This window comes from Amycolatopsis sp. NPDC028719, assembly GCF_055565395.1.
Map to the genome: position 1 here is coordinate 740,185 of NZ_JBVHUL010000004.1, position 23,308 is coordinate 763,492.

General features: G+C 67.1%; 22 protein-coding genes and 2 pseudogenes. 14 read left to right on the top strand and 10 right to left on the bottom strand.

The window, feature by feature from the left end:
- The first annotated feature begins 99 nt into the window (after positions 1-99).
- Positions 100-486, top strand: a complete 387-nt coding sequence (locus ACZ4TR_RS22105) for a winged helix-turn-helix transcriptional regulator (protein ID WP_158641374.1) — start codon at positions 100-102, stop codon at positions 484-486.
- On the opposite strand, the gene ACZ4TR_RS22110 is transcribed toward ACZ4TR_RS22105, so the two are convergent.
- The 3 genes from ACZ4TR_RS22110 to ACZ4TR_RS22120 form a co-directional block, all read right to left on the bottom strand.
- Positions 483-3,104, bottom strand: a complete 2,622-nt coding sequence (locus tag ACZ4TR_RS22110; protein ID WP_465288763.1) for an MFS transporter — start codon at positions 3,102-3,104, stop codon at positions 483-485. The two genes, ACZ4TR_RS22105 and ACZ4TR_RS22110, sit on opposite strands and share 4 nt — an antisense overlap.
- A 160-nt stretch (positions 3,105-3,264) precedes the next feature.
- Positions 3,265-3,918: a YdcF family protein gene (locus ACZ4TR_RS22115; RefSeq protein WP_465288764.1), complete on the bottom strand. Its 654-nt coding sequence runs from the start codon at positions 3,916-3,918 to the stop codon at positions 3,265-3,267.
- A 36-nt stretch (positions 3,919-3,954) separates the two neighbouring features.
- Positions 3,955-4,977, bottom strand: a complete 1,023-nt coding sequence (locus tag ACZ4TR_RS22120; protein ID WP_465288765.1) for a helix-turn-helix transcriptional regulator — start codon at positions 4,975-4,977, stop codon at positions 3,955-3,957.
- A gap of 424 nt (positions 4,978-5,401) precedes the next feature.
- On the opposite strand from ACZ4TR_RS22120, the gene ACZ4TR_RS22125 reads away from it, so the two are divergent.
- Positions 5,402-6,184: a Scr1 family TA system antitoxin-like transcriptional regulator gene (locus tag ACZ4TR_RS22125; protein WP_465288766.1), complete on the top strand. Its 783-nt coding sequence runs from the start codon at positions 5,402-5,404 to the stop codon at positions 6,182-6,184.
- On the top strand, positions 6,184-6,444 hold the full coding sequence (locus ACZ4TR_RS22130) for a hypothetical protein (protein WP_465288977.1): 261 nt from the start codon (positions 6,184-6,186) through the stop codon (positions 6,442-6,444). The genes ACZ4TR_RS22125 and ACZ4TR_RS22130 overlap by 1 nt, the downstream gene beginning before the upstream one ends.
- Before the next feature lie 7 nt (positions 6,445-6,451).
- Here ACZ4TR_RS22130 and ACZ4TR_RS22135 read toward each other — a convergent pair whose 3' ends face one another.
- A complete protein-coding gene (locus tag ACZ4TR_RS22135) occupies positions 6,452-6,928 on the bottom strand; it encodes a hypothetical protein (protein ID WP_465288767.1) in 477 nt (158 codons plus the stop codon).
- A 15-nt stretch (positions 6,929-6,943) separates the two neighbouring features.
- Positions 6,944-8,353, bottom strand: coding sequence for a hypothetical protein (locus ACZ4TR_RS22140; protein ID WP_465288769.1), 1,410 nt, complete (start codon positions 8,351-8,353; stop codon positions 6,944-6,946).
- A gap of 176 nt (positions 8,354-8,529) precedes the next feature.
- On the opposite strand from ACZ4TR_RS22140, the gene ACZ4TR_RS22145 reads away from it, so the two are divergent.
- Together ACZ4TR_RS22145 and ACZ4TR_RS22150 are read left to right on the top strand one after the other, a co-directional pair.
- Complete coding sequence (locus tag ACZ4TR_RS22145) at positions 8,530-8,988, top strand: glycine-rich domain-containing protein (RefSeq protein ID WP_465288770.1); 459 nt, start codon at positions 8,530-8,532, stop codon at positions 8,986-8,988.
- A 13-nt stretch (positions 8,989-9,001) separates the two neighbouring features.
- A complete protein-coding gene (locus ACZ4TR_RS22150; RefSeq protein ID WP_465288771.1) occupies positions 9,002-9,886 on the top strand; it encodes a phosphotransferase in 885 nt (294 codons plus the stop codon).
- Between the two features lie 8 nt (positions 9,887-9,894).
- Here ACZ4TR_RS22150 and ACZ4TR_RS22155 read toward each other — a convergent pair whose 3' ends face one another.
- Together ACZ4TR_RS22155 and ACZ4TR_RS22160 are read right to left on the bottom strand one after the other, a co-directional pair.
- On the bottom strand, positions 9,895-10,506 hold the full coding sequence (locus tag ACZ4TR_RS22155; RefSeq protein WP_465288772.1) for a GNAT family N-acetyltransferase: 612 nt from the start codon (positions 10,504-10,506) through the stop codon (positions 9,895-9,897).
- A 46-nt stretch (positions 10,507-10,552) separates the two neighbouring features.
- A pseudogene (locus tag ACZ4TR_RS22160) lies at positions 10,553-11,259 on the bottom strand (hypothetical protein).
- Positions 11,260-11,695: 436 nt separating this feature from the next.
- Here ACZ4TR_RS22160 and ACZ4TR_RS22165 point away from each other — a divergent pair.
- From ACZ4TR_RS22165 to ACZ4TR_RS22195, 7 genes and pseudogenes are all read left to right on the top strand, one after another.
- Positions 11,696-13,633: an ATP-dependent nuclease gene (locus tag ACZ4TR_RS22165; RefSeq protein WP_465288774.1), complete on the top strand. Its 1,938-nt coding sequence runs from the start codon at positions 11,696-11,698 to the stop codon at positions 13,631-13,633.
- Positions 13,630-15,288, top strand: coding sequence for a UvrD-helicase domain-containing protein (locus tag ACZ4TR_RS22170; protein ID WP_465288775.1), 1,659 nt, complete (start codon positions 13,630-13,632; stop codon positions 15,286-15,288). The genes ACZ4TR_RS22165 and ACZ4TR_RS22170 overlap by 4 nt, the downstream gene beginning before the upstream one ends.
- 283 nt (positions 15,289-15,571) lie before the next feature.
- The gene (locus tag ACZ4TR_RS22175; RefSeq protein WP_465288776.1) at positions 15,572-16,813 is read left to right on the top strand and encodes a hypothetical protein; all 1,242 of its coding nucleotides are present in this window, start codon (positions 15,572-15,574) and stop codon (positions 16,811-16,813) included.
- A gap of 76 nt (positions 16,814-16,889) precedes the next feature.
- On the top strand, positions 16,890-17,444 hold the full coding sequence (locus ACZ4TR_RS22180; RefSeq protein ID WP_465288778.1) for a hypothetical protein: 555 nt from the start codon (positions 16,890-16,892) through the stop codon (positions 17,442-17,444).
- A 93-nt stretch (positions 17,445-17,537) separates the two neighbouring features.
- A complete protein-coding gene (locus tag ACZ4TR_RS22185) occupies positions 17,538-17,843 on the top strand; it encodes a hypothetical protein (RefSeq protein WP_465288779.1) in 306 nt (101 codons plus the stop codon).
- A 12-nt stretch (positions 17,844-17,855) separates the two neighbouring features.
- Positions 17,856-18,371: pseudogene (locus ACZ4TR_RS22190) on the top strand (class I SAM-dependent methyltransferase); the annotation flags it as partial.
- 255 nt (positions 18,372-18,626) lie between these two features.
- Positions 18,627-19,538, top strand: coding sequence for a DUF4238 domain-containing protein (locus tag ACZ4TR_RS22195; RefSeq protein WP_465288780.1), 912 nt, complete (start codon positions 18,627-18,629; stop codon positions 19,536-19,538).
- A gap of 277 nt (positions 19,539-19,815) precedes the next feature.
- Here the strand turns inward: ACZ4TR_RS22195 and ACZ4TR_RS22200 are convergent, their stop codons facing one another.
- From ACZ4TR_RS22200 to ACZ4TR_RS22210, 3 genes are all read right to left on the bottom strand, one after another.
- Positions 19,816-20,397, bottom strand: coding sequence for a hypothetical protein (locus ACZ4TR_RS22200; protein ID WP_465288782.1), 582 nt, complete (start codon positions 20,395-20,397; stop codon positions 19,816-19,818).
- Positions 20,398-20,404: 7 nt separating this feature from the next.
- Complete coding sequence (locus ACZ4TR_RS22205; protein WP_465288783.1) at positions 20,405-20,701, bottom strand: type II CBASS E2 protein; 297 nt, start codon at positions 20,699-20,701, stop codon at positions 20,405-20,407.
- A gap of 176 nt (positions 20,702-20,877) precedes the next feature.
- A complete protein-coding gene (locus tag ACZ4TR_RS22210; protein WP_465288785.1) occupies positions 20,878-21,903 on the bottom strand; it encodes a nucleotidyltransferase family protein in 1,026 nt (341 codons plus the stop codon).
- Positions 21,904-22,202: 299 nt separating this feature from the next.
- On the opposite strand from ACZ4TR_RS22210, the gene ACZ4TR_RS22215 reads away from it, so the two are divergent.
- A complete protein-coding gene (locus tag ACZ4TR_RS22215) occupies positions 22,203-22,709 on the top strand; it encodes a helix-turn-helix domain-containing protein (RefSeq protein ID WP_465288787.1) in 507 nt (168 codons plus the stop codon).
- Entirely contained in the window at positions 22,706-23,263 is a 558-nt protein-coding gene (locus ACZ4TR_RS22220; RefSeq protein WP_465288788.1) for an ImmA/IrrE family metallo-endopeptidase, read from the top strand. Before ACZ4TR_RS22215 ends, ACZ4TR_RS22220 begins: the two co-directional genes overlap by 4 nt.
- The last annotated feature ends 45 nt before the right edge of the window (positions 23,264-23,308 follow it).

Here is a 23,308-nt window from a genome sequence, read left to right on the forward strand (position 1 = left end):
GACGGATCTTCACTCGTTCGGACGAAGGTGTCCTGCCGACGGGACGTCAAGGGCTCGACTGGGGCAAGCCGGGCGGCACTTCGTGATAGGTCTGCAGGTGTGGATGACTGGGACGTGCCGTACCGGCAGAGCGTGTACGAGGTACTTGCCCTGCTGCGAGGTGACTGGACCGTCGCCGTCCTCGCGACCCTCGCGCTCGGCGAGCTGGAGTTCACCAAGCTGCGGAACGAGGTGAACGAGGCCGAGGAGCGCTCCGGCTGGACGGCGCACTCGAAGCCGCTGACGGCTCGTACGCTGACCGACACCCTCCGGCGGCTCGAGCAGGACGGGCTCGTCGAACGACGCGCGGAAGGCAGCGCCTTCTCCAATGTCTGGTACAAGCTGTCACCCGACGGCCGTGCGCTTCTGCGCGCGTTGCGCCCCCTGGCCACGTGGTCGCAGCAGCGTCGCGACCAGACACGAGCCGACAGCCGCGGTCATCGCTAGGCGGTCGACTTGACGACTCGGACCTGATTGCGCCCGGCGTCCTTGGCCGCGAACAGCGCGTTGTCCGCGGAGATCAGGACCTCTTCCAACGAACTGCCCGCCGCGGGGAACGCAGCTGCGCCGATCGACACGCTGACGTGGAAGCCTGGTCCGGAATCCGGCTCGATGACGGTGCGTTCAACGTGCTCCCGGATGCGGTCCGCGATGGCGTGAATCGCGTCCGGCGAGCTGCCCGGCAGCAGGACGACGAACTCCTCGCCACCGAACCGCCCGCAGAGGTCGTCGCTCCGGACTTCGCTGCGGATGGCGTTGCCGACAAGTACGAGCGCTCTGTCGCCGGTCAGGTGGCCGTGAACGTTGTTCACGTCGCGGAAGTGGTCGATGTCGATCATCAGGACACCAACGCTGAAGCCGAGCTGGCGAGCTCGGTCGATCTCCTTCGCCGCGATCGCGTGCCAGCTCGCCGCGTTGAGCAGTCCGGTCTTCGAATCGGTGGTCGAGGCGTGTTCGAACTGGCGGATCAGGACGCTCCGGTGCAACGCGTAGAGCGGCAGGAACAACACGATCACGAGCCACGGGCGCAGAGTCAGGAGGACCGCGGTCAGCGCGCCCATGCACAATGTCGCCAGTTCGAGGATGTTCTCGTTGAGCGCGCCGAGCATCCGCTTGAACGAAAGGCTCCGCCTGGCGAGGGCGATCGCCACCCCGACGATCGTCGAGTTCGCGGTGAAGTAGATCGCGATCACCGATGCCAAGCCCACCGCGGTCCAGATGCCGGCTTCCTGGCCGGGCGGCACGACGTGCAGCTGCTTGGCAGCCCACCCGGCGATCTGGCAGGACAGGATGACATTCGCCGTGCTGAAGATGACGCGGTGCGCGTGGATCCCGGCGACGCCCCGCCAGCTGCGCAGCCACAGGTGCAGGTACAGCAGCACGGCGACGAGAGCCGCCAAGGCGGTCGGAAGGGTCAGCGCGGCGGCCAGGGTCCACACGGACGAGAAGTTGACGTGCGGGGTGTCCGAAAACCGCCGTCGCCGCCGCTCGACCCGGCGGGTCATCTCCGCGGCCAGGACGCCGAGCCCGACGATCAACCCGCAGGACACGACATCTCGCCATGCCATCGGGGCCCTCGCGTCGAAGGCGATTGCCGCTACCGCGATGGCGTCGATGACCAGCAGAAACACCGCCGCAGGCCGCGGTAGCAACCAGATAGCCCATCGTGACCAACCGGAGCGCTCAGCGACCCCCTCGTTCGGCATACTGATCTCGCTTCCGTTCCCAGGGGAGGACCCGAGGTCCTCGAGCTCCGGCTGCCGCACCTCGGCACCTCCCGCCGCCGGACGCTCCGGGAGGGGGTTACTATGCGTAACAAGGACTTCTAAGCGCGTTGAATCCGCCGGTGCGGGCTCGTCCTCGACAGTTCTCGCCTGCCGAGGTCGAGCCGCCCACCAGACGAACCCGGCCGCGACTGCGGAGAGTGACGCCACCGCGCCCGACGCGGCGACGACGAAGACGGGATTGACCCGCTCGGCGACCACGCCGGCGCCGAGGATCGCGATGCCCTGCGAGCTGTAGAGGCAGGTGCTCAGCCGTCCCATCGTGGTGCCGCGACGCGCGTCCGGCACCAGCTCGACGACAACCGCCTGCAGCCGGATCAAGTAGATGGTGGACAACGCACCCGAGACCGCCCAGAGGCATGCGGCCCACCAAGCGCCCGGTAGCGCGAGGCAAGCGATCAGGGGCAGGCCCGACGCCGCCGCCGGCACGACGACCAGCTTCGCCGTGAGCGCGGTATCGGGCCGGAGCTGGCTGGCCAGCCAGCCGCCGAGCACGCTGCCGACGGGATCGGCCGCCATCAGGACGCCGACCCCGATCGACGTTAGGCCCACCGCGTTCGCGTACGGCGCCGCCAAGCCTTCAGGTACGACAAGAAATCCGACCATCGCGGCCAGCATGTAGATGGCGACCATCCGCGGGTCGCTGGCCACCGAAGCTGACCGCGGCGTCGACTTGGTCTCGGCTCGGCTGACGGGACGAGTTCGGACCACCGCGGCGACCACAACGGCGCTGACCAGGAACGTCGCGGCGTTCACCAGCAGCGCGCCGCTGGTGCTCAAGCTCGTCACGAGCAGGCCGCCGAGCCCGAAGCCGGCCACCTGGGCCGTCTGTGTGCTGATCTGCCGGAGGCCGAGACCGGCCTGGTACAGCCCGTTCGGAAGCACGTCCGGCAGGAGCGCGAGCTGAGCGGCCTTGAACGGCGCCGCAGCCATCGTCAGGCAGCCGATCAACGCCCAAAGGATCCAGAGCGGCATCCCCGGCACGGCCATCGCCGCCGCCAGCACGGCACGCACGACGTCGGTCACGACGATCACCGTCCGGCGTGGATAGCGGTCCGCCAGACCGGAGAGCAGGAAGCCGCCCAGGATCGCCGGCACGAAGGTCAGGGCGTAGGTGAGCGCCGTCAGCGCCGCGGAGTCCGTGCGGGCGTAGACCAGCAGCGCGAGCGCCACCCGCGCTACCTGATCGCCGAAGACCGACAAGGCTTCGGCGAGCCACAGCGCGCGGAACTCACGACCTCGCAGCGCCGCCGCAAAACCGCGGGACCCGGTTTCGGTCATCGGCCCTCCCCACCGCCGTCGAAACTCGCCCGGCAGGCCCCCCTACCTGGAAGAACCACGGTATGCCCGCTCCGTGTCCATGTGGACACAAGTAGCGACAGATCACCCAATCGCAGCACGGCCGTGACGGTCCGCTACCGACTTGATCGACTTCTGCCGATCAGAGCAGGCGGCTGTTGAATCCCGCCGCGACCAGGCGATCGAACGCGGCGGCCACAGCGGGCGGCACCGGCTGCTCGATGGCGAAGCCACGTTCGGGGTAGACCATCACCCGCTGCAGATCGCCGATCATCATGTCGACGACCTCGGCGGCGTCGCCGATCGTCTTGACGTACTCCTCCAGCGTCAGCGGCGCCGACGTGCACGTCACCGCGACTTCAGGCCACAGGCGCCGGCAGGTCGCGAACGCCCGCCGCTCCATGTACGGCATCGAGATGAGGAGCACGGAGTCCGGTGTCAGCCCGGCCCCGATGAGCAGGTCGCGGGAGAGCGTGATGTTGGCGCCGGTGTTCGCGGCCTCAGGCTCGACCAGGATGGCGGTGTCCGGCACCCCCAGCTCCAAGGCGCGCTCGCGGAAGTGGACGGCTTCGCCGCGCGGGAAGATGGCGGCGGTGTCCCGGCTGGTCGCACCGGTGAAGACGACGGTCTTGAACATGCCGCGGTGGTACAACTCGGCCGCGTACTCGGCGACGCCGATGTCGTTACATCCCAGCGCGATGGCGACGTCGCACGCAGAAATCTCGTGGTGGACCTGGTGGAAGTCCCACACGAGCTCGGCGTCGTGCCACTCCACATCGGTAAGTTGCCGCGTCACGGCGCGTTCGTACTCCCTCGGGTCGCGTGCGCGGGCTTACGCCTGGCGTTCGTACGCGCGGCGAATGCCCGAGATGGCCTGTAGCTGGTGCATCATCCCGTACTGCGTCGAGGTTGCGGCGGCGCCCTCCAGCAGCTTGAGCCCGCTGTCGGCCGTGGCGGGGTCGGACAGCAGGAGGTGGCCGTGCGCGGTGTCGAGGCGAACGCGCTGCATGGGTGCGTCGCCGGGCCGGTGGTCGAGCGCCACCTGGAAGGCGACGCCGGCCTGGCGTAGGTCGCCATCACCACGGTGCGCCAGGGCCAGCTTCTGGAACGCCACCGACCAGTCCTGCGGCTCTTCGAGAGCCTCGAACTGCCGGATGGCGGGCTTGATGAAGGTGATCGCGTCCGCGTTCCGGCCCGCCTTGCTGAGCGCAGTCCCGACCCAGAGCTGGGCGCGGGTGCGGTCGCGGGCGTCGAGACGGGTGTCCGTGGCCAGCTGCCGGTACTGCTCGGCGGCAGGCTCGTGGTTGCCGCCCATCTCGTCGAGGACAGCCAGCTGGAGTTCGAGCTGCGCGACCCGCCGGTCGGCACCGAGCTCGCGGAAGACCACCATGGCACGTCCGTAGCTCTGCCGGGCGGACATCGGTCCGGTGAGGACGCCTTGGTCCTGGCGCAGATCACCGAGAAGCCGTAGCGACCGGCCGTAGAGGTAGAGCCCGCGGTCATCGCCGCTGGGGACCAGCCGGCCGGTCCAGCGATCCAGCAGGAGCTTCGCCAGGTCGAACTCCTGGCGGCCGAGGCAGACGGCGACTCGGTCCAGGTCGTCGGCCCAGGTTTCGTAGTCAGCGCTCGGACGGGACACCACGGCGGCGCCTTCGGCTAGCAGCTCTTCGAGGCCGCGCGACGTGACGCCGAGCGCCTTTGCGAGTTTCGGCCGCTTGTAAGGCAGCGGCTCCGATTTGCCGCGTTCCCACTGCCCGACGGTAGTCGTGTCGAGGCCCAGTTCGATGGCCAGCGTCTCCTGGGTGTAGCCAGCTGCCTTACGAGCCCGGATGAGCCCGTGGCGCCGCGTTCCCATGATTCACTCCCTAGATCACCGCCTGAGGTCATCAGGTTACCGCAGGTCAGATGGCTGTACGCAAGATCTCCTACAGATTCGCCCCGGATTTACGCCCTGGTGATTCAGCTGGACGACCCGCGAAGGTCGATTTCGGCACCCCGGTGGCTGGTCGACCACCTCGCTTCCCCCTCCGATGTGAGCCCCGGTCACCAGGGGTGCCACCCAAGACCGGCGGCAACTGAAAACCATAACCTCGAAACAGAAATCAGACGACGACCCAGCGTGCGGTCCCGAATGGCCGAACGAGGAAGACCTGGCTCTGTATGTGTTGCTCAGCCGCGTACTTCACGGGCTTCGCCAACTTCCTGAAGCTTCTTCAGCTGACCAACGTAAAAGCAAGGACCGAACGATGAACGCAACTCGCAAACCTGCCGTACTCGCCGTGAGCGTCGGACTGCGCGATGCGCGCGAGCGCCGGAAGATGGGGCTCCGCGAGTTGGCTCGTCTGCTGGGAATCAGCGCCCAGAAGCTGTCGAACGTGGAACTGGGGACCAACGTTCCCGAGCCCACGCTGGTCGCGCAGATCCTCGGTTGCCTCCGAGTCAGCCGTTCCGAATTCGACCAGATCATGAAGATCGCCAAGCAGGTCGACGTCCCGAACTTCGTCGACCAGTCCGCGTCGCCGCTGATCGATCTGTTGTGGACATACGAGCAACTTTCAAGCCGAATCGTGGAGTGGGCACCATTCCGCATCCCGGACCTCCTGCTGCCATCACCGCCGCCCGTCGCGGCTCAAGATGAGCCCACGGAGCAGTCCGAACGCCATGACCAGGAGCTGTTTCACCGCCAGTGTCGTCGGCAGACGATGGAGCAAGGTGGACGCCGGTACGTCTTCTTGATCGGCGACGAGGCCCTGCGCATGGCCCGCGACAAACCCGACGGCGCTGAGCAGATCAGGCAGCTCCGCGAAGCAGGGCGCCGCCTCGACGTCACAATTCACATCGTCCAGTCGGGACCCGATTCCGCGGCAGCCTTCACGCTATTCGAGGACGGCCCCAGGCCGATCGCCGTCGCGCTCAAGCACAGCCACTGCACGACGTACGGCACGGACAAGGACGTGCTGAACAAGTACCACGACACCGCGAGGGCACTGCTGGGGCGCGCCTTCGCCAAGCCGGTCACGATCGAGGCCTGGCTCGATTCCCTCCAAGCTCGGGCGTCGTGATGGTCGCCGCCGTCATCTACGTCGACCCGCAGACGATCCAGCCAGTCCTCAACGGCAAGTGGCATCGTATGGATCTCACCGCGGTGCCCCAGCCGGGAGAAGCTGTCACCATGCTCTGCGGCGAATCCGGCGAGGCGGAGTTCAAGCTCTCTGGTGAGGGTCGAAACAACCGCGTTCACCAGCAGTGCGAGCCCTGTGACGATGTCCTCCGGCGACGGCAGGGAATCCCGTCACGGCGCGATCGGATCGGCCGTCGCTGAAGGACTTTCAGACTCGGGCAGCGCGCTCCGGCCAGACGACCGTGACGTCCAGACCTCGATTCCTCGCCGCATCGACGACATCCGCGGTGCCGCCATGGCCACCGGACGGCCCGCCATCCCAGACCGCGACCACCTTGTCCACGATGGACAGAACATGTTCGCTGGCGGCCATGTAGGCGTCGCGATTCGACTCGGTGAACGGCATCGTGTGAACGCTCGCGTTCGCGATGAGACTGTCGAAGTCGGCCGCGTTGTCGGGCTTAACCTTGCGCTCGCGGTAGTCTGCGGCCGGCAGCACGACCTCGAGCGCGCCGCCGAGATCCAGGACGACCCGGGCGAAAACCTGGTCGGCACCCCGCGCGAGACAGGTGACGCCGACGAGGTGGTCGGGCTGGTCGGCAAGGATCTTCCGCAGCTCGTCCGCTACGAGTTCGGCGGTGGAGTCGGTCAGGTTCGAGTGGCCGGTGATCCCGATGCGCACCACGTGTCGTCCTCTCCCTCACGCTGTCAGCTTCGCCGCGATGGCCTCGCGGACGTCGCGTACGGCGGGAACGGTAGCGAACCGGGCTGATTCACGATGGAAGTCCCGCAGCTTCACTCCGACCCGACCCGCCGTCCAAGACGCCGCGTCGGGCAGGGCCATCATGATCAGTTCCGCGGCCCGCTCCGGCTCGCGACCGATCAGGTGGGTGCGCGCGAGACCCACCAGGTCGAAGACGCGGTTGCGACGCCGGCCGGGATCCCGCAGGGAGATCGCTCGAGTGATGTAGTCCTGGGCTTGACGGGCGTAACGAGCGTCGTGGCGAGCCAAGTCCCGGTACCGGGCGCCGATGACGCCCACCAGCTCGGCTTCGTCCAGGCTGCGCACCGAGGGCGTGTCCTGGTCGCCGTCGCGTAGCCCTTCGCCGAAGTGGTCTTCGGCAAGGTGGACCGAGCGCCGGAATGCCCGGGTGTCGCCGAGCTGGGCGTGCGCCCACGCCTCCCGCGTGGCCAGGACGGCCCGCAGGCGCGGGCTGGCCGTCCGGCGAGTGGCGTACTGCGCGAGCTGGACAACTTCGAGCCCGTCGTGCGGCCGACCGAGGTCGTAGCACTGCCGGGCCAGCGAGGCGAGAGCGACCGCGGCCAAGGCGTCGTCGCCCGCGAGGTGGGCGAGCTGGGCGGCGAGGGTGAAGTAGCGCTGCGCGGCGCCGTGCGATCCTTCGTCCCAGGCCATCGTCGCCACGATGTCGGCCAGCTCGGCGCCGGCCCGGAACCCGCGCTGGGTTAGCCGTGTGCCGGTCGGCGCCGTCTTGAGCCGCCGCAGGTGGCTGTCGAGCTGCGCGACGGCGGACGAACGCGCCACGGTGCTGTTGGTCGTGCGCCACTGCCGCACGAACCGCACGAACTCCTCGACCGAGGTCAGCTCGTCGACGCTGAAAGCCGCAGCGCCCGCTCGGGGCCCGGCTGCGGTCGCCGGCCACAGGAACGGGGTGAGCTCCGCGGCGAGCGCTGAACCGGCCAGGGCAGTGGCGGTCGCCAGCAGGCTTCGACGTGACGTCGGCATCAGGTCCTGTTCGGTGGTGGTGACGGCCTGCGAAATCACCCGGTCGGCGTGCCAGGCAGTGAACGAGGACGGCACGGGAGCAGGGTCGGCGAGGCGCGAGGATGGGGCGAAGCCGAGCGCCGCGTCATCGGGTGCGCCGAGCACGTGCCGAAGGCCGGCTCGATAGGCCGCACTGGGCCAGCGGACGACGCCTCGTTCGAGCTTCGCGACGTAGTGCGCGTCGAAGGGATACCGCTGATGGGTGGTCTCCCATAGCCAGCTGGCCACGGCATCGGCGACGTCGGCCCGAGATGCGTGCTCGCCGGGCGCCCCGGGTGACGGCAGCCGTTCTCGTGCTGCGCGCAACAGGCCGTTCGGCTCCGGCATCCGTCCTCCCTGGTCACGGCGAGTGTATCCACGCTCACGCTCAGAGTCATGGCGTTCAGCCCATCTGCCCCGAGCTGCCCCCGGCCTCCCCAGGCCGCCCCGTGCTCTGGCCTCCCGGCTCGTCACGTCGCGCTCGACGCTGAGGTCACCAACTCCTCCGAGCCGCTGGAGCACCGATGTCGATCACCCTCAGCCCGCACCGCACCGGACGAGCCCTCATCGCCGACGACCTCTTCCACCGGCTCACCGACCGCATCATCAAGGCCGAACGCTTCGAGCGGGAGCTGGCCGAACGCATCATGGACCAGGCGCTGGCGTTCCTCCTCGCCTGCGCAGTCAACGTCGGTGCACCGCTGGCCCCCAGCGAGCTCGTCGACATCGGCTGGCACACCTTCATCCTCGACACCCACGAGTACGCCGCGTTCTGCGATCGCGTGGCCGGCAGGTTCCTCCACCACGTCCCCAACGACGACCAGCGCCCCGCCGAGTCACCCGCGGACGTCCTCGCCCGAACCTGCGCCGCGATGCGCACGCTCGGCTTCCAGCTCGACGACGCGCTGTGGCCACGCGCCGCGCTCGGCAGCTGCACCGGTTGCCACAATGGCTGCCACGAAGACCCACCGCCGGCGCGATAGGAGGCCGAACCGGATGCCCCGCAGCACCTGGGAAGCACTGCCCGCCGCCGTCCGCGCGGCCATCGAGCACGAGACCGGCGACGTCCGCGAGGCCGTGCTTCCCAGCGCGGGCCGCAACTCCGACTTCTCCGCGACACTGCACACTGCGACCGGCACGGTCTTCTGCAAGGGCATCGCCGACGCGGACGGCAAACGCGGCCGCATGCACCGACACGAAGCGGCCGTCAACCCGGTCCTCCCGGCTTCGGTCGCACCACGACTGCTGTGGCAGACCGAAGCCGATGGCTGGCTGCTCCTCGGTTTCGAGCACTCTCCCGGCCGCCACGCCGACCTGTCCCCTGGTTCCGCCGACCTCCAGCCGGTTCTCGACGTCGTCGCCACGATGGCCGAGGGACTGCAGGAGGTCTCGGTGGACGCGCCGGCCCTGGCGGAGCAGTGGGGCCGGCTGGCCGCCTGGCGGCGCCTCGCCAAGGACACCCCGGCCGACCTCGATCCCTGGGCTCGCGACCACTTCGACCAGCTCACGGCCTGGGAAGCCACCGCCGTCGAGCTGGTCGAGGGACAGACGCTGACGCACACCGACCTGCACTCCCTGAACCTGCTCGTCCACGAAGGCCAGGCCCGGATCGTCGACTGGGCCTGGTCCCGGCACGCCAACCCCGCCATCGACCCGGCCTTCCTCGTCACCCGCCTCGTCGAAGCGGGTGACGCTCCTGCAGCGGCTGAAGTTTGGGCAGACCAGCTGCCGGTCTGGCGCAATGCGTCCGCCGAGACCAAGACGGCGTTCGCCGTGGCGATCTGGGGAATCTGGGAGTACCTGGAACGCCATCAGCCACTCGCTCACCGCGCGGCGCTCACCGCCGCCGCTCGAGCTTGGGCTCGCCACCGGCTCAGCTGATCCCGACGTCAGCCCAGTCGATGACCACATGGCGGATCCGGCCTGCGCATCGCGATGCGGGCTCGGAACGACTGGGCCACCGGCCCATCGGGCAACGGAGCCGTCCACCGGTAGGCAGGAGCCCGGGTCATCGCCGCGGCGACGAGGGTACGGCCGTAGCCGAGACGCCGGTAGCCGGCCGCGACGTGAACGTAGTCGATGGTGGCGGTCCGGCACGGAACGCAGATGCTGAGCGTCGCCGTGGCAACCTGCGCGCCATCCAGGTGAAGGTCGACCTGACCGGCCAGCGTCCCGGGTGCCGGCGGGCGGACGACGACGAGCAGTCCTTCGCCGAACGCCGGGTCGAACGCCCGCGGGCTCGTGACATCGAGGTGGGCCCATTCGGCGAGGCGGCGTTCGGACGGGTCGCAGGCTTCCACTCTGCGGCAGACCTCGCACAGCGTGGCGTGCAGCCGGTAGCGATGGCTGTAGGGCGCGAGGGTGTCGTAGAGGTCGAGGTCGAGCCGGTGTCCGCGCAGGCAGGTGGTGGGTACGCCGGCCCACGGCCGGAGCGGGATCAGCTCGCCGAACTCCCGGCGCGCGCCTGCTCGGACCGCACCAGCAGTGTGATCGCCGATCATCGCGCGGCGCGCCGCTGGCCGGCAACGTGTAGCTGGGCCGGAGAGTTCATCCGGCGGCCCCGGTCAGCCCGCGCCGGACGAGCGGGTGGCCGACGGCAACCGCACCGCCCACGCCGGGCAGCTGGAGCGCGACAGTTTGCGGGCGAGCTGCAGCACCACGACCTCGGCTGGTCGCGACGACGTCGCGGTACTCAAGGTGTCCGAACCCGTCCTCGGTCAGGCCCCGCCACTTGCGGTTGAGACGCGCAGCTCGAGGTCGACGCCAGGCCAGGCGCCGACGGTGATCAGCACCGCACCCCGGTTGCGCACGCGGGCGGCCAGCCGTCGGCCCAGCTGCGGCTGAACTCCCCGGGCGGCGACCGGACCGAGCACGACCAGGTCGAACCCGTCGATCAGCGCCGAGACGACCGCGACGAGCTCCGCGCCGGGTTCCGGCACGAGCGCGAGCCGGTTCAAGTCGACACCCAGCTCGGCGGCCGCCGCAACGCCGAGCTCCGGCATGGCGGTGATCGCCGCCCACGAGCCTTGCTGTGTCGCCTTGGCGAGCAGGGTGAGGACCAGCGCTGTAGAGCCTGAGACCGACACCGTGCTGCCGCGCCGCAGGCCGCCGCCCGGTATCAGCTCCGCCTGGGCCCGCACCACCGGCAGCGTCCCGCCGGCTGTCGGCGTCTCAGCGTCAGGCCGATTGAGCTGGGCGGCCGTGCGGACGCCGGGGATTGCCGCGAGCCCAGCCACCGCCTCCGGCACCACCACGCACCCCCAGCACCACGGACACGCACCGGAACAAGCCGGGAGCGCACCCGAACACTCGTCGAACACTTGTTCGGATACTGCGAGACAGGTTGTCACACTGTCAAGCCAAGCGCTTCAACGTCACCCGCGCGACGGTTCGGCACTGCGTTGAGCGATTGCCAAAGCACTTGCTGTCACCGGCCGACGCGCCAACAGGCGGCGACGTGAGGTCTGCGACAGCCCGAACTTTCAGCGACAGCAACCTAGGACAGAAAACAAATCGATCTTCGAACTCCCCAGCACGCGAGTACACAAGCGGGTGAACTTTCGACGGAAGCAGTAACAAAGTACTCGACACTTTTCGACTTAGCTATTCGACCGCCGCGCGGTAGCAAACGGCAGAGATCCGACCCAAGTCCATCATCGAGCGGACAACGCACATCATCGATAGGTTTCCATGAAGATCACGACGCTGAGGCTGAGCAACTTCCAGTCCTTCGGCCCCAGGCCCACCACCGTCGAACTCGACGACGTTACGTACGTCCTCGGTCCGAACGGGTCCGGCAAGACCACAGTCCTCGAAGCGTTGTCGCGCTTGTTCAGCCCTCTCAGCTCACAGCGGAAGATCCGCCTTGATGACTTCCACGTGCCTGCCGGCCGGAACGCTGACGAAGTGCAGGCCACCAGCCCCACCCTCTGGCTGGAGGTCGACGTCGAGATTCCCGAGTCCGGAGCGGACGGCCAGCATCCGTCCGTGCCACCGGCCTTTTCCCACATGGCCATAGAAACCGCTGACAGTGTGCCGCGGATCCGTATCCGCCTCACCGCCGTGCTCGCACCGGACGGCGTCGTCGAGGAGAAGATCGAGTACATCCTCCAGGCCGACGAGTCGGGCAAGCCGACCAGTCGTGCCGACATGTCGCGCTACGACCGGGCGCACATCGAGGTGCACTACCTGCCCGCTCGTCGCGACCCGGAAGACCACATCGCCTACACCACCGCGTCGTTGATCGGCCGAACACTGAGAGCCACCGACTGGACAAAGGAACGCGCAACGCTCGGCGATCTGACGACTCGGATCACCGACGCTCTCGCGGGCAACGCGGCCGTGTCGAGCATCGGGGTCCAGCTCGCCGGCGAGTGGCGCGGACTGCACCGGGGCTCCTTCTTCAAGGATCCTTCAATCGCCTTCGGGCGTGGTGAGCTGGAGGGAGTTCTTCGACAGCTCACCGTCACGTTCTCGCCGTCCCACGACGGCGTACCACTGCCGTTCGACCGCCTCAGCGATGGGCAGAAGTCCCTTCTGTACATCTCGCTCGTGCTCGCGTGGCACTCTCTCGCTCAACGCGTGATCGAAGGCGAAGAGACGTCGATCGACCCGGATCGGCTGCGTCCGCCGGTCCACACGGTGATCGCACTCGAAGAGCCCGAGAACAGCCTTGCCCCGCAGTACCTCGGCCGCATCATCAAGCAGTTGCGCAACGCGTGCGACGCAGGTGCCGTACAGGCGTTGATCGCCACTCACGCACCGACGATGCTGCGCCGAGTCGGGCCCGAGGCAATCCGTTTCCTTCGCTTGAACGCGAAGCGGGAAACAACCGTGCGCTGTATCGCGATGCCCAAGGACGATCAAACTGCGGCCAAGTATGTGCGGGAGGCGGTGCAAGCCTACCCGGAACTCTACTTCGCACGGCTCGTCGTACTCGGCGAAGGTGACAGCGAACAAGTCGTCCTTCCGCGAGTGCTGGCCGCGGCCGGTATCGCCGAGGACGACGCTTCGGTCGCGGTCGTACCGCTGGGTGGACGGCACGTCAACCATTTCTGGCGACTGCTGGACAGGCTGAAGATCCCCCATGTGACGCTGCTCGATCTCGACAGCGGCCGGCACCAGGGCGGCTGGGGCCGCGTACGCAATGCTTGCAGACAGATCAACCTTATCGCCCCGAAGACATATACCGTCGCAGAGATCAACGAACTGCCTCACTGGAACGCCGATAACGAGTTCCCGACCTATATCGATCCGGAATACATCGATGACCAGGGGCTAATTTACTCTCTGGAGGAGCATGGCGTTTTCTTCTCAGGGCCGGTCGATCTCGACCTCATGATGCTTGAGGCATACCCAGACGCCTACGACGTAACGCCGAATGACCCCGACGATAAAGCGATAGTCGCCGTATTGGGTAAACGCCACCGCAATGAGGAACGCTTAGCCCCGGCGTTGCTGCAGCTTTTTGACGACTACCACAGCAAGTTCGACCTCAAGAGCAAGCCGGCGACCCATCTCGCCGCGCTTGCGACGTTGAGCGACGACACCCTCCTGACGCACTTGCCCGGCGTCCTCATCCGGCTGTCCCAGCGTGTACGGGAACAACTCGCGGAGCTACCGGAATGATCCGCATCGACGACTGGCAACCGGTCGGCGGCCTCACCCTCGAGCCCAACGCCCTCACCGCCGTCACGACGACGGGCCGGAACGTGGTCGTTGCCGCCGGCCCCGGGGCCGGTAAGACCGAACTTCTCGCCCAGCGCGCCGACTTCCTGTTGCGGACGGGCCAATGTCCTTACCCACGCCGGATCCTCGCGGTCTCCTTCAAGGTCGATGCCGCGCGAAACCTGCGAGAGCGGGTACGACGGCGCTCCGGCGCGCAACTCGCCGCCCGCTTCGACAGCTTCACGTTTCACGCGTTCGCCAAGCGTCTCATCGACAACTTCCGACCCGCTCTGACCGGGCAGAGTGCTCTGCTTCCGGACTACCGCATCGACATGCACACCCGGATCGCGGGCGAGCAGATCACCTTTGCCGATCTGGTGCCACTCGCCCTCGATGTGCTTGAAAGCAACGCCTACGCTCGCGGCGGCGTCCGCCAGACCTACAGCCACGTCTTCCTCGACGAGTTCCAAGATGCCACCAGAGAGCAGTACGAGCTGGTCAAGACAGCGTTTGGCCAGTCGGGCGCCGTTCTCACGGCGGTCGGTGACGTCAAGCAACGCATCATGGTTTGGGCCGGCGCGCTCGACGGAGTGATGCAAACCTACGCCGACGACTTCTCGGCCGAACCGCTGCCGCTCTACCAGAACTTCAGATCGGCGCCCCGGCTTCGACGGATGCAGAACCGCATGATCGCGACCATGGACCCCACGGCGGTGAGCTCCGACGAAGACCTGGCCGGCGACGAAGGTGTCATCGAAGTACTCGACTTCGATACGGAGTACCACGAAGCCCTCACCGTGGCCGACCGAATCGAGACCTGGCTTGACAGCGGTGTTCTCTCAAGCGAGATCGCCGTTCTCGTCCGTCAAAAACCTCACCTGGTAGCGGCGTCGCTCGGAACCGAGCTCACCGAACGAGGCATCCCGTACCGCAACGAGCAAGACAGTCAGGACCTCACCGCCGAACCGGTGGCAGCGCTGATATTCAACTTCCTCAGGGTCGTCGCCGACAACCGCCAGCCGGACGCGTACGCCGAGCTGATGCGGGTCACGACCAGAGCAAGCTCTTCCGAAGATGAAGCACTGCGCTTCGACAGTCAGGTGAAGCGCCTACTGAGGAAATCGCGGGCCGCTGCGCGCGATCCTGCGTTCGGCGGCGCCGACCTCACGGCTTGGATCGCACTGATTTTCGAGTTCTTGGAGCTGCTGTCACGCCCGGTCATGGTGGCCTTGTCTCCCTCATACCAGCAGGGAAACCGACTCGCCGACGTCATCGAAAATGCGGTCGAAGCGTTCGGAAAAGAACTGGCAGTCGACGGCGACGCCGGCGAAGCGCTGAAACGGCTGTCCGAGTCGGACGCTGTCCGATTCCTGACGATCCACAAGTGCAAGGGTCTGGAGTTCGAGAAGGTCGTGGTCCTCGGCGTCGAGGAGCAGCTCTTCTGGGGCGGCCCCACGACGGCCATCTCCGAGTTCTTCGTCGCGATCTCCCGCGCGAAGAACCATCTGGTGTTGACGTGGAGCCGGCATCGCGATCGACCGGCGGGTGCGGTGAACAGATGGGACGAAGCGCGCACGAGATACGAGCGGTTCCTGAACTTCGCTGTCGAGTACTAGCAGGTCCAGCGACCACCAGCCCGTCGACAGCACCTGGTCGGCGCGCACGGGCAACGGTTGCGAAGCTCTACTATCGGCCATAGTGTAAGCGGGCGACCGCGTTGGGTCGCCTTCGACAAGGTTAGCCCCGTGGGCCAAGTAGCACAACTACCCCCTGGGGGTATCTTAGTCTCGTACGTCACACGCGCTCCGAAGGCTCCTCCCGTCACCCGCCCGAGCTCGAACTTCCCTTCATTTGGGCGTGTCGCGCGCAGGTTCGAATGGACGGGTTCACCATGGCCACATGGACCAGGTTCTTCTGTTCTGCCAAGGCAGCCTCGATGAGGGATTGCGGCAGACAGCTCAGGCCATGGCTGCGCACCTGGAGAACTGGGAGGCGGACGACCTGCTGAAAACGCCGGTCGACGACGTTGTCGACCGGATGGTCGACATGGGCTCGGTGCGCTGCCCCGCCCTGCAGGTCGATCAAGCCTGGATGCCGGAGCCCACCGAAGTGCAGCAGCGGATCATCCAGTTCGGCGAGCAATACACCCGCAAGATGACCCGCTTGGTACTCGTCGTTCCCTTCGTCGGCGAAGAGGTCATCTTCAGGTTGCGCGCCAACCGGTCCACTCTGAACCCACCGCAGGTACTTCGCCTGAGCGATGGCGAAGTTCACCTGGTCCACGACGGATCTCCAGGGGACGCCGCTCAGGTCAGGGCAACGTTCGACCAGCAGATCGCCAAGCTTGAACAGCACCTGGCCTGGTCACGTGAACAGATCGAACAGCACAATCGGCAGATCGAAGCGGAAGTCCCGACCTTGGTGACCAAGCGGCGCGACGAGCTCTTGGCGGTCCGCAACCTGCAAGCGGAGATCGGCTTCCCGATCCGGCGCCGGGCCGACGCGGATACGTACGGCGTTCCGATGCGACGCCGGAAGGTCCGGTCGGCGCCGGCACAACGTGGCGGCCGAGCACCGTTCCGGCCCGAACCGGCGATGACCGACGACGACTATCAGGCAGCGCTCCGGGTCCTGCGAAACCAGCGCAACGCGCTGGAGCGCACGCCGTCGGTCGCCGCCAAGCTCCAGGAGGAGGAGATCCGGGACCTCCTGCTGGTGGGGCTCAACGCCCAGTTCGAAGGCGCCGTCGGCGGCGAGCTGTTCAACGGCGAAGGCAAGACCGACATCCTGATCCGCGTCGACGACCGCAACATTTTCATCGGCGAGTGCAAGGTGTGGTCGGGCCCGAAGACGATGGACGACGCGCTCGGCCAGCTCTTCGGCTACCTCGTCTGGCGGGACACCAAGGCCGCGATCCTGCTGTTCATCCGGAATAAGGACGTCACCGCGGTCATCGAGAAAGCCATCCAGAAAATCGAGGCCCACCCGAACCACAAACGAACCGGCTCACGCCACGGCGACGAGCAGTTCGATTTCACGATGCACGCTCAGGACGATCCCGACCGGGAGATCCACCTCGCGCTGATCCCGTTCGCGCTCCGGACGACGCCCGACGCCGCGAGCGGGAAACCCACCAAGTAGCGCCACAGTTGGTGGACTTCGAGCAAGGCCTTTCGGCACTGGACAGGCCGCTGCGGATTGCGGTTACGCTGGTTCCGTGAGGTACCCGGCCCGACGCCTACCGACCACGGTCCGCGCGCTGCGCGGGGTGGTACTCGGTGGGGTAACGGCCGCGCTCGGAGTATCGGCGCACGTGGTCGGCGGTGGCGAACTGTCTGACACTTGGCTGACCTTCGTGGTCGCGGGCCTGGCGAGCTGGGCCGCTACCGCTTACGCCGACCGCCGCCGGGGCCCGGTAACCACGATCACAGCACTGGCTGTCGGCCAGCTGCTGCTGCACATCGTGCTCGTACTGCCTCCAGATCTGCTCGACCGGCAAGCAACCGATGACCTGGCCGGCGCGAACATCGGCTTGATGATCAGCGGCCACGTCGCGGCGGTACTGATCGTGGGACTGCTGCTCGCTTACGCGGACGCAGCGGTGCTGGCCGTCTGTGAAGCCGTCGTCACCACTCTCCGCTGGGTGCTGGCATCACCACCGGCACAGGCTCCTTTGTGGGTCGCGGTCGGGAGCACCCGCTCCGCGAATACTGCGACCGAGGCCCTCCTGCGGCGCACCCGCGCGCGGCGCGGACCTCCGCTCGCTGTCTGAACGACCTCGTAGCCCGATACGTCGCCGGGCCATTTCGTCTCGGGGTTTCACAGCCGCCAACGTCTTCAGACATCAGCGAAAGGTTCATCTCCCATGCCCGAAAACCTCCGTCACCGCCTCAATCGGAAGCTTCCTGCCGCGACGAAGCGGTTCGCACGTAACGCGGAAGAGTTCGCCCAGCGCGCCCTCACCACGCTTGGTGTCAGGCAGGCCGAGACCAGGATCTTCGCCGATGCCCAGGACTACTGGCGCCGCCCCTCCGGCCAAAAGTGGCAAGGGAACTCCCACTGGCAAAACGCACCGGTCTTCCAGGGCAGCGACCTGTGGACCCGGATCGGCGGTGAGCACCTGGCCCTGTTCGAGTCGGGCGCACGGATGGCGGGCTTCACCCGCCCCTGAAAGCGGGTCCTCGAGTGGAGTTGCGGCGGCGGAGCCAACGCCGTGCATTTCGCCCCGCGCGCAGAGGAGTTCATCGGTGTCGACGTCTCCGCGGAGACGTTGCGCGAGTGTGAGAAGCAAGTAGCGGCAGCGTGCGAGACACCGTTCCGGCCGGTTGCGATCGACGTCGCCGAGCCCGAAGCGGCGGTCGCCGCGATCGAAGGCTGGTGCGACGTCTTTTTGTCGTTCTACGTCTTCGAACTGATCCCTTCACCGGAGTACGGCGAGCGGCTGCTGCGGATCGCGACCGAGGTCCTCGCCCCCGGCGGCCTGGCGCTCATTCAGATCAAGTACGACGCAGGACGCTGGCGGACCAAGCCCAGGCGTCGCGCCTATCGATCCGCGCTCGCCGAGATGACCACCTACCCCATCGACGCCTTCTGGCAACTGGCTGACCGCTGCGGCCTGACGCCCAAGGCTGTTCATCTTGTACCGAAGAACGAGCTCGACGAGCGCTATGCCTACTTCTTCCTAGCCAAACCCGAGTAGCCACCTCAAGCGAGCCCGCCCGGGAGCGAATACGGTGGCGGCCGGGCTCCAGACCCGCCACCACCGGGCTGCTTCGGCGGGCCGTCGCCGCGAGGTAGTTGCACGCCTTCGATCCCTCACGCCATGGATTACCGGTGTTTCGACAGCCAGAAATTGCGCAATGGGGTCGACAATGAGGTACACGGTGACCATAGAGAGCAAGATGGTGACTTCGACTTCCGACGCGGCGGCCGACCAGGGGGACGGGGCACCAGCGTGAGCGTTCCGCAGAAGCACCACTACGTGCCGCAGTTTCTTCTCCGGCGGTTCGCGGGTCCTGACAAGAAGCTGCTCGTACACCGCACCGACAACGAAGATCGATCCGGCCGGGTCCACGTGCGCAAGTTAGCCCAGACTTTTCGCGGGCACTCGTTGTACTGGCCCGGGCGCGAACCTGACCACGCCAGCATCGAGGCCGGCATGGGCTCCATCGAAGCAGCCACGAGTAGCGTCGTCGCGGCGTTACTGGCCAGCCGTGCCCGCACCCTCTCGCCTGAGCAGCAGGAAATCCTCGGGTTCTTCATCGCCCTGCAATGGCAGCGTTCGCATTTCCTCATGGACCTGCTCCGGCGCGAGACCGTCGCCCCGGACGCCCCGGACGACGACCTCATGCGATCGGCCGGCGTCCGGCAGATCATGCGGTCGGTGCTCTTCCCCTGGTTCGCGCGACGCGATGAGGAGTCCAGTCGACCTGACGAAACACACTGCGACATCGCCGACCGGCTCCAGTACGGCCCCTGGCGGTGGCGCCTCTACCATCCCACCGGCCCGAAGCTCGTCGTGAGCGACAACATCGTCTGCCTGTGGGGCGTCGCCGACGGCGAGACCAGCCAGATGCCCGAACCGTGGACCCATCACGGCGTGGGCGTCGGCTTCGGCAATTGCGGACGCGTCACGGTGCCGCTAGCGCCGGACCTCGGCCTGGTCATCTACCGGACTAACCGGCAAGACCTGCGGAACCCCACGGCAGCCGAGTTCAACCGCGCCACGATCTACAACTCCCGGGAGTTCGTCGCGCACCACCCGACCGGCTTGCCCGACCCGGCCCTGCAGCGGGCGTTGTACGCCGACCTGCGGACGCAGCGCCACTGCCTGCAGATCATCACCGCGTCCGCGCGCTTCTTCTGAGCGCCTGCAACCTCTCGGCTGGTGACCGTGTCCGCCGACTGGCGTCTCGCCGCCGGGATCCACGAGGCTACCGACACGGCGCCTCGGACTGCACTGACGAGTTCGGCACCCGCAGCTGAGCCACGCACATCCGCCACGAGCCGACGGTAGCGCCTCGCGTCCTTGTTGCGGCCGAGGACCACCGTGGCGGAGGCGTCGAAGCTCCGGCCGCGACCTAGTGGATCTAGCTACGGTGTGTTTTCCGAAGAGCTCAGAAGAAACAGCGCGAAGCGGCGCGTCATCTCGCCCACCAGGGGGCCAGCCGCCGGAGGTGCGCCCGTACAGCGTCGATGTAGACGACTTCGTGTTTCGTCAGTTCCCCGAGGTCCACAACCGATGGCGGGATGTTCATCGCGCTGTCGGTGTTGTTCGCCGGTGCGTTCCATGCGTCGTGCATGGCCGTCCCGGCAGTCGTGCGAACCTGCTTGATCAGCTCCGCGAAGGCTTTGCCGACGTGTTCCGACTCGATGGTGGTCCAGGCGACGTGATACGCGAGGTCCGCTTGCACCGAACGGAGCGCCTCGGACAGCCTGACCCGTTCTTCGCCGGGTGCATCGACGCGGCGACGACGGATGGCGTACGGGAACTCCTTGTAGGCCTGATACGCCGCGAAGGCTTCAGCGAACGCCGCCCGGAGCCGGTTGCGTTCCTCCTCCCGCGTCTTCCTGCGCGCGAGCCAGATCGTGATTACTGCGGTGACCAGAGCCGCGAGGAAGGCTCCCGACACGACCGCGGCCACCGCCACGCTGGTGCCGCTGACCACGGTCGTTCCTCCGCTCGGGGCGGTCACCGTGGTGGGCACGCTGACGGGGTTCGTCACGATCTGATTATCCGTCATGCGCCTCGGTGCCGGTGTCGCCGGTTCCGGCAACGGGCAGGTGCGCGGCCTCTTCGCCGGGCCACTCGCCGGTGCGCTGCCACCATTCTTCGCGCAGGAGATGGACGATGACGTGCCCGAGGAGCGCGACCGGCCCGTCCTTGAGGACCCAGCGTCGGTCCGCCGGGTCGCCCGGGAACCACATGCACAGGGCCCCGTCGGAGTACCGGTGCGGCAAGTCCGAGGGCAGGTCCGTGTAGACGTGCGGGACGTGAGGTGCTCCGCGACCAAAGACCACCGTGACCATTTGGGGCGGCAGGTCCGGAACGTCCAGCTGGACTGCGACGGCGAACCCACCGCGGTGGCGTCGCGGCGGCCGCACCACCTGCGCCAAGAGGCCGCACGCAGCGAGCTCCCGCTGAAAGCGGAGCCGAGGCGCCGGCTTGGCGTACCAAGCCGGCGCCCGCCACGCCGGCGCGTTTCTCACTCCCACGGCTCCGCGGCGCCGAAAGCCCGGGTCGGCCGGACCAGGGTCGACGGGCCTCCGAGACCGAGTGTGGCCGTGGCCACCGGGACGTTCCGACGAAGGGCCGCGACCTTGCCCGCCAGACCGCGGGGCGCCGGGTTCTCGACGTAGTTGTAGAAGACCTTGGACAAGGCGGTGAGCACGGCTTCACGGTCGTCGTCGTGCGCGAGAGCTTCGGCGAGACCGTCGGCGGCCGTCCGGAGCCGCTTGGCCGCGACATCGCGCGACACCAACAGCTTCACGTTACGCGAGACCCCCGCCGGGTCGACGGTCGCGCGGCCGCTCTCGACCCGAGCGGCGGCCTTGGTCAGCACGGCACTCAAGGCCGTGGCCATGCCCATCCCCGGCTGAACGAATTCCCAGGCCCAAACCGTGAGGTTGTGGGAGGAGAAGCCGGGCTGGTTGTACTGCTTGTTCCACGCCTTCAGCAGGCGGATGACGCGGCGTCGGGTGCGGCGCAGCGACTGGCTGCCGGAGGTGAACAGTTCGACGTGGCGTTCGGGGTCGGACGCCTCCCAGACGTTGGTCTTGAGGTTCGGGATCCACAAGCCGGCGCCCGTCTTGCGGGTCAGCGCGACGACCATGTCCACGGTCGGGTCCTGGCCATCGATCGGCTGGCCGAACAACAGCTTCGGACCACGCTTCGAGGTGCCGCAGCGCGCCTTCGGGTAGACCCCGCGCACCGCAGGACCGAGCAGCGCGCACAGCTCACCGGCGATCTCGGAGGGTGTTTCACCGTCGCCGTCGGGGCCGAGCTTCGGGTACACGCGGCGGTCCAAGACGACTCCGCCGTCACCGTCACCGACCGGGTGGATGAAGGTGTGCTGCGGCAGCGAACCGCTGTGATAGGTCCGCAGCGCTCCGGGGAACGCCTCGGCCGCGGAGCAGACCAGATCCAGCCGGATTCGCGCCTCAGCCAGCGGCTCCTTGTGCGCGTCGATCTGGCTGCGGACCTCGTCGAGAACTTCTTCGGTGTAACTCATTGACGTACTCACTCGGGGTTGGGGCGCCGGGGGACGCCGTGACGCCCAGTCGGGGGCCTGGGCAAGCCGCCGGTCGACGGCCATCGTGAAGGTCCGGATCTAGTGGTGACGACAGTTCCGCGTCCGTCACCACACCATCCGCGGTGTTTCAGCAAAGCGACATTACTGGGACACTGGCCTCACAGTGACACAGAGATGAACGTCACGCAAGGTCAATCTTTCAGCCGATCGTGTGTCACCAAAGCTGCATTGGTCCGGTACAATCCCGGCCATGGCACCCACTCGCGCGCAAACTCCACGTGGCTAGTTCCGGCGAGCTCGCAGCGACTCCTCCCGAACGGCTCGACGTCGCGCAACTCGGCCTCCTGGTCCGGCAGCACCGCGGGAAACAGTCTCTCCGGCAAGCCGCCGCCGACGCGGGCGTCAGCTTCAGCACCCTCTCCCGCGTCGAGGCCGGCGCACAGCCAGACCTGGCGTCCTTCACGGCGATCTGCGCTTGGATCGGTGTCCCGCCCAGCCGCTTCTTCACGCCGGTAACTCAGCGCAGAGAGACCCCGCTGGAAGAAGCGATCGCGCACCTGAGCGCCGATCCACGGCTCAAGCCGGATGCCGCGTCCAGCATCGCGTCCGTGATCCGGCAGATGTATGACGCACTGGCCGAAGAGGTCCAACCACCTAAGGCCCTCATCGCATGCCATCTCCGAGCGGCACCCACCATGCGTCCGGGGGTGCCCGACCGGCTGGGACAGCTCTTGGTCGACATGCACGATGAGCTTGAGAAGCTCGTCGAGGCAGGTGAGCTGTGAGCCTGCCTCGCGGCTTCAAGGCCCAAGCAGAACGCGAAGCCGCTCGGCTGCGCAAAGAGATGGGACTGTCCGGCAACGCGGCCGTGGACATCAAAGAGGTTGCCGAGCACTTGCAGATGAAAGTGGTGAGTGCGGACAGGCTCATCGACATCGAACGTCTTCACGAACTTGAGCGCATCCAAGCTTTCGCGTTCTCTGCAGCTACGTTCGAGATCGCAGGCCGATTCTTCATCGTGTCGAACCCTATCCGGACTCCGGGTCGGCTTGTCAGCGATATAGCGCACGAAGTATCACATCGCCTGCTCCACCACCAACTGTCCGAAGTGCGCGAGATCGACGGTATTCCGTTCCGTACCTGCAAACCTGACGAAGAGGAACAGGCCACCGCATTCGGCGGCACCCTCCTACTCCCTCGTCCCCTGCTCACCGCCGCCGCTTATCGGGGCTGGGGACCTGAGGAAATCGCCAAGCAGTACGACGTAACTGTGGAAATGGCTCGATATCGATACAACTCGACAGGCGTCGCACGTCAGGTCAAAGCCAGGTCCGTGTAATCGGCGTCCGCAACACTCGCCGCGCGAGTCAATGGTCGTCACACT

Excerpts from the sequence above, each read along its gene's own strand:
- ACZ4TR_RS22155 (WP_465288772.1), bottom strand. The coding sequence starts at position 10,506 with ATGATCGGCGATCACACTGCTGGTGCGGTCCGAGCAGGCGCGCGCCGG.
- ACZ4TR_RS22130 (WP_465288977.1), top strand. The coding sequence starts at position 6,184 with ATGGTCGCCGCCGTCATCTACGTCGACCCGCAGACGATCCAGCCAGTC.
- ACZ4TR_RS22205 (WP_465288783.1), bottom strand. The coding sequence starts at position 20,701 with ATGGTCACGGTGGTCTTTGGTCGCGGAGCACCTCACGTCCCGCACGTC.
- ACZ4TR_RS22170 (WP_465288775.1), top strand. The coding sequence starts at position 13,630 with ATGATCCGCATCGACGACTGGCAACCGGTCGGCGGCCTCACCCTCGAG.
- ACZ4TR_RS22140 (WP_465288769.1), bottom strand. The coding sequence starts at position 8,353 with ATGCCGGAGCCGAACGGCCTGTTGCGCGCAGCACGAGAACGGCTGCCG.
- ACZ4TR_RS22110 (WP_465288763.1), bottom strand. The coding sequence starts at position 3,104 with ATGACCGAAACCGGGTCCCGCGGTTTTGCGGCGGCGCTGCGAGGTCGT.
- ACZ4TR_RS22210 (WP_465288785.1), bottom strand. The coding sequence starts at position 21,903 with ATGAGTTACACCGAAGAAGTTCTCGACGAGGTCCGCAGCCAGATCGAC.
- ACZ4TR_RS22185 (WP_465288779.1), top strand. The coding sequence starts at position 17,538 with ATGCCCGAAAACCTCCGTCACCGCCTCAATCGGAAGCTTCCTGCCGCG.
- ACZ4TR_RS22150 (WP_465288771.1), top strand. The coding sequence starts at position 9,002 with ATGCCCCGCAGCACCTGGGAAGCACTGCCCGCCGCCGTCCGCGCGGCC.
- ACZ4TR_RS22120 (WP_465288765.1), bottom strand. The coding sequence starts at position 4,977 with ATGGGAACGCGGCGCCACGGGCTCATCCGGGCTCGTAAGGCAGCTGGC.
- ACZ4TR_RS22145 (WP_465288770.1), top strand. The coding sequence starts at position 8,530 with ATGTCGATCACCCTCAGCCCGCACCGCACCGGACGAGCCCTCATCGCC.
- ACZ4TR_RS22165 (WP_465288774.1), top strand. The coding sequence starts at position 11,696 with ATGAAGATCACGACGCTGAGGCTGAGCAACTTCCAGTCCTTCGGCCCC.
- ACZ4TR_RS22175 (WP_465288776.1), top strand. The coding sequence starts at position 15,572 with ATGGACCAGGTTCTTCTGTTCTGCCAAGGCAGCCTCGATGAGGGATTG.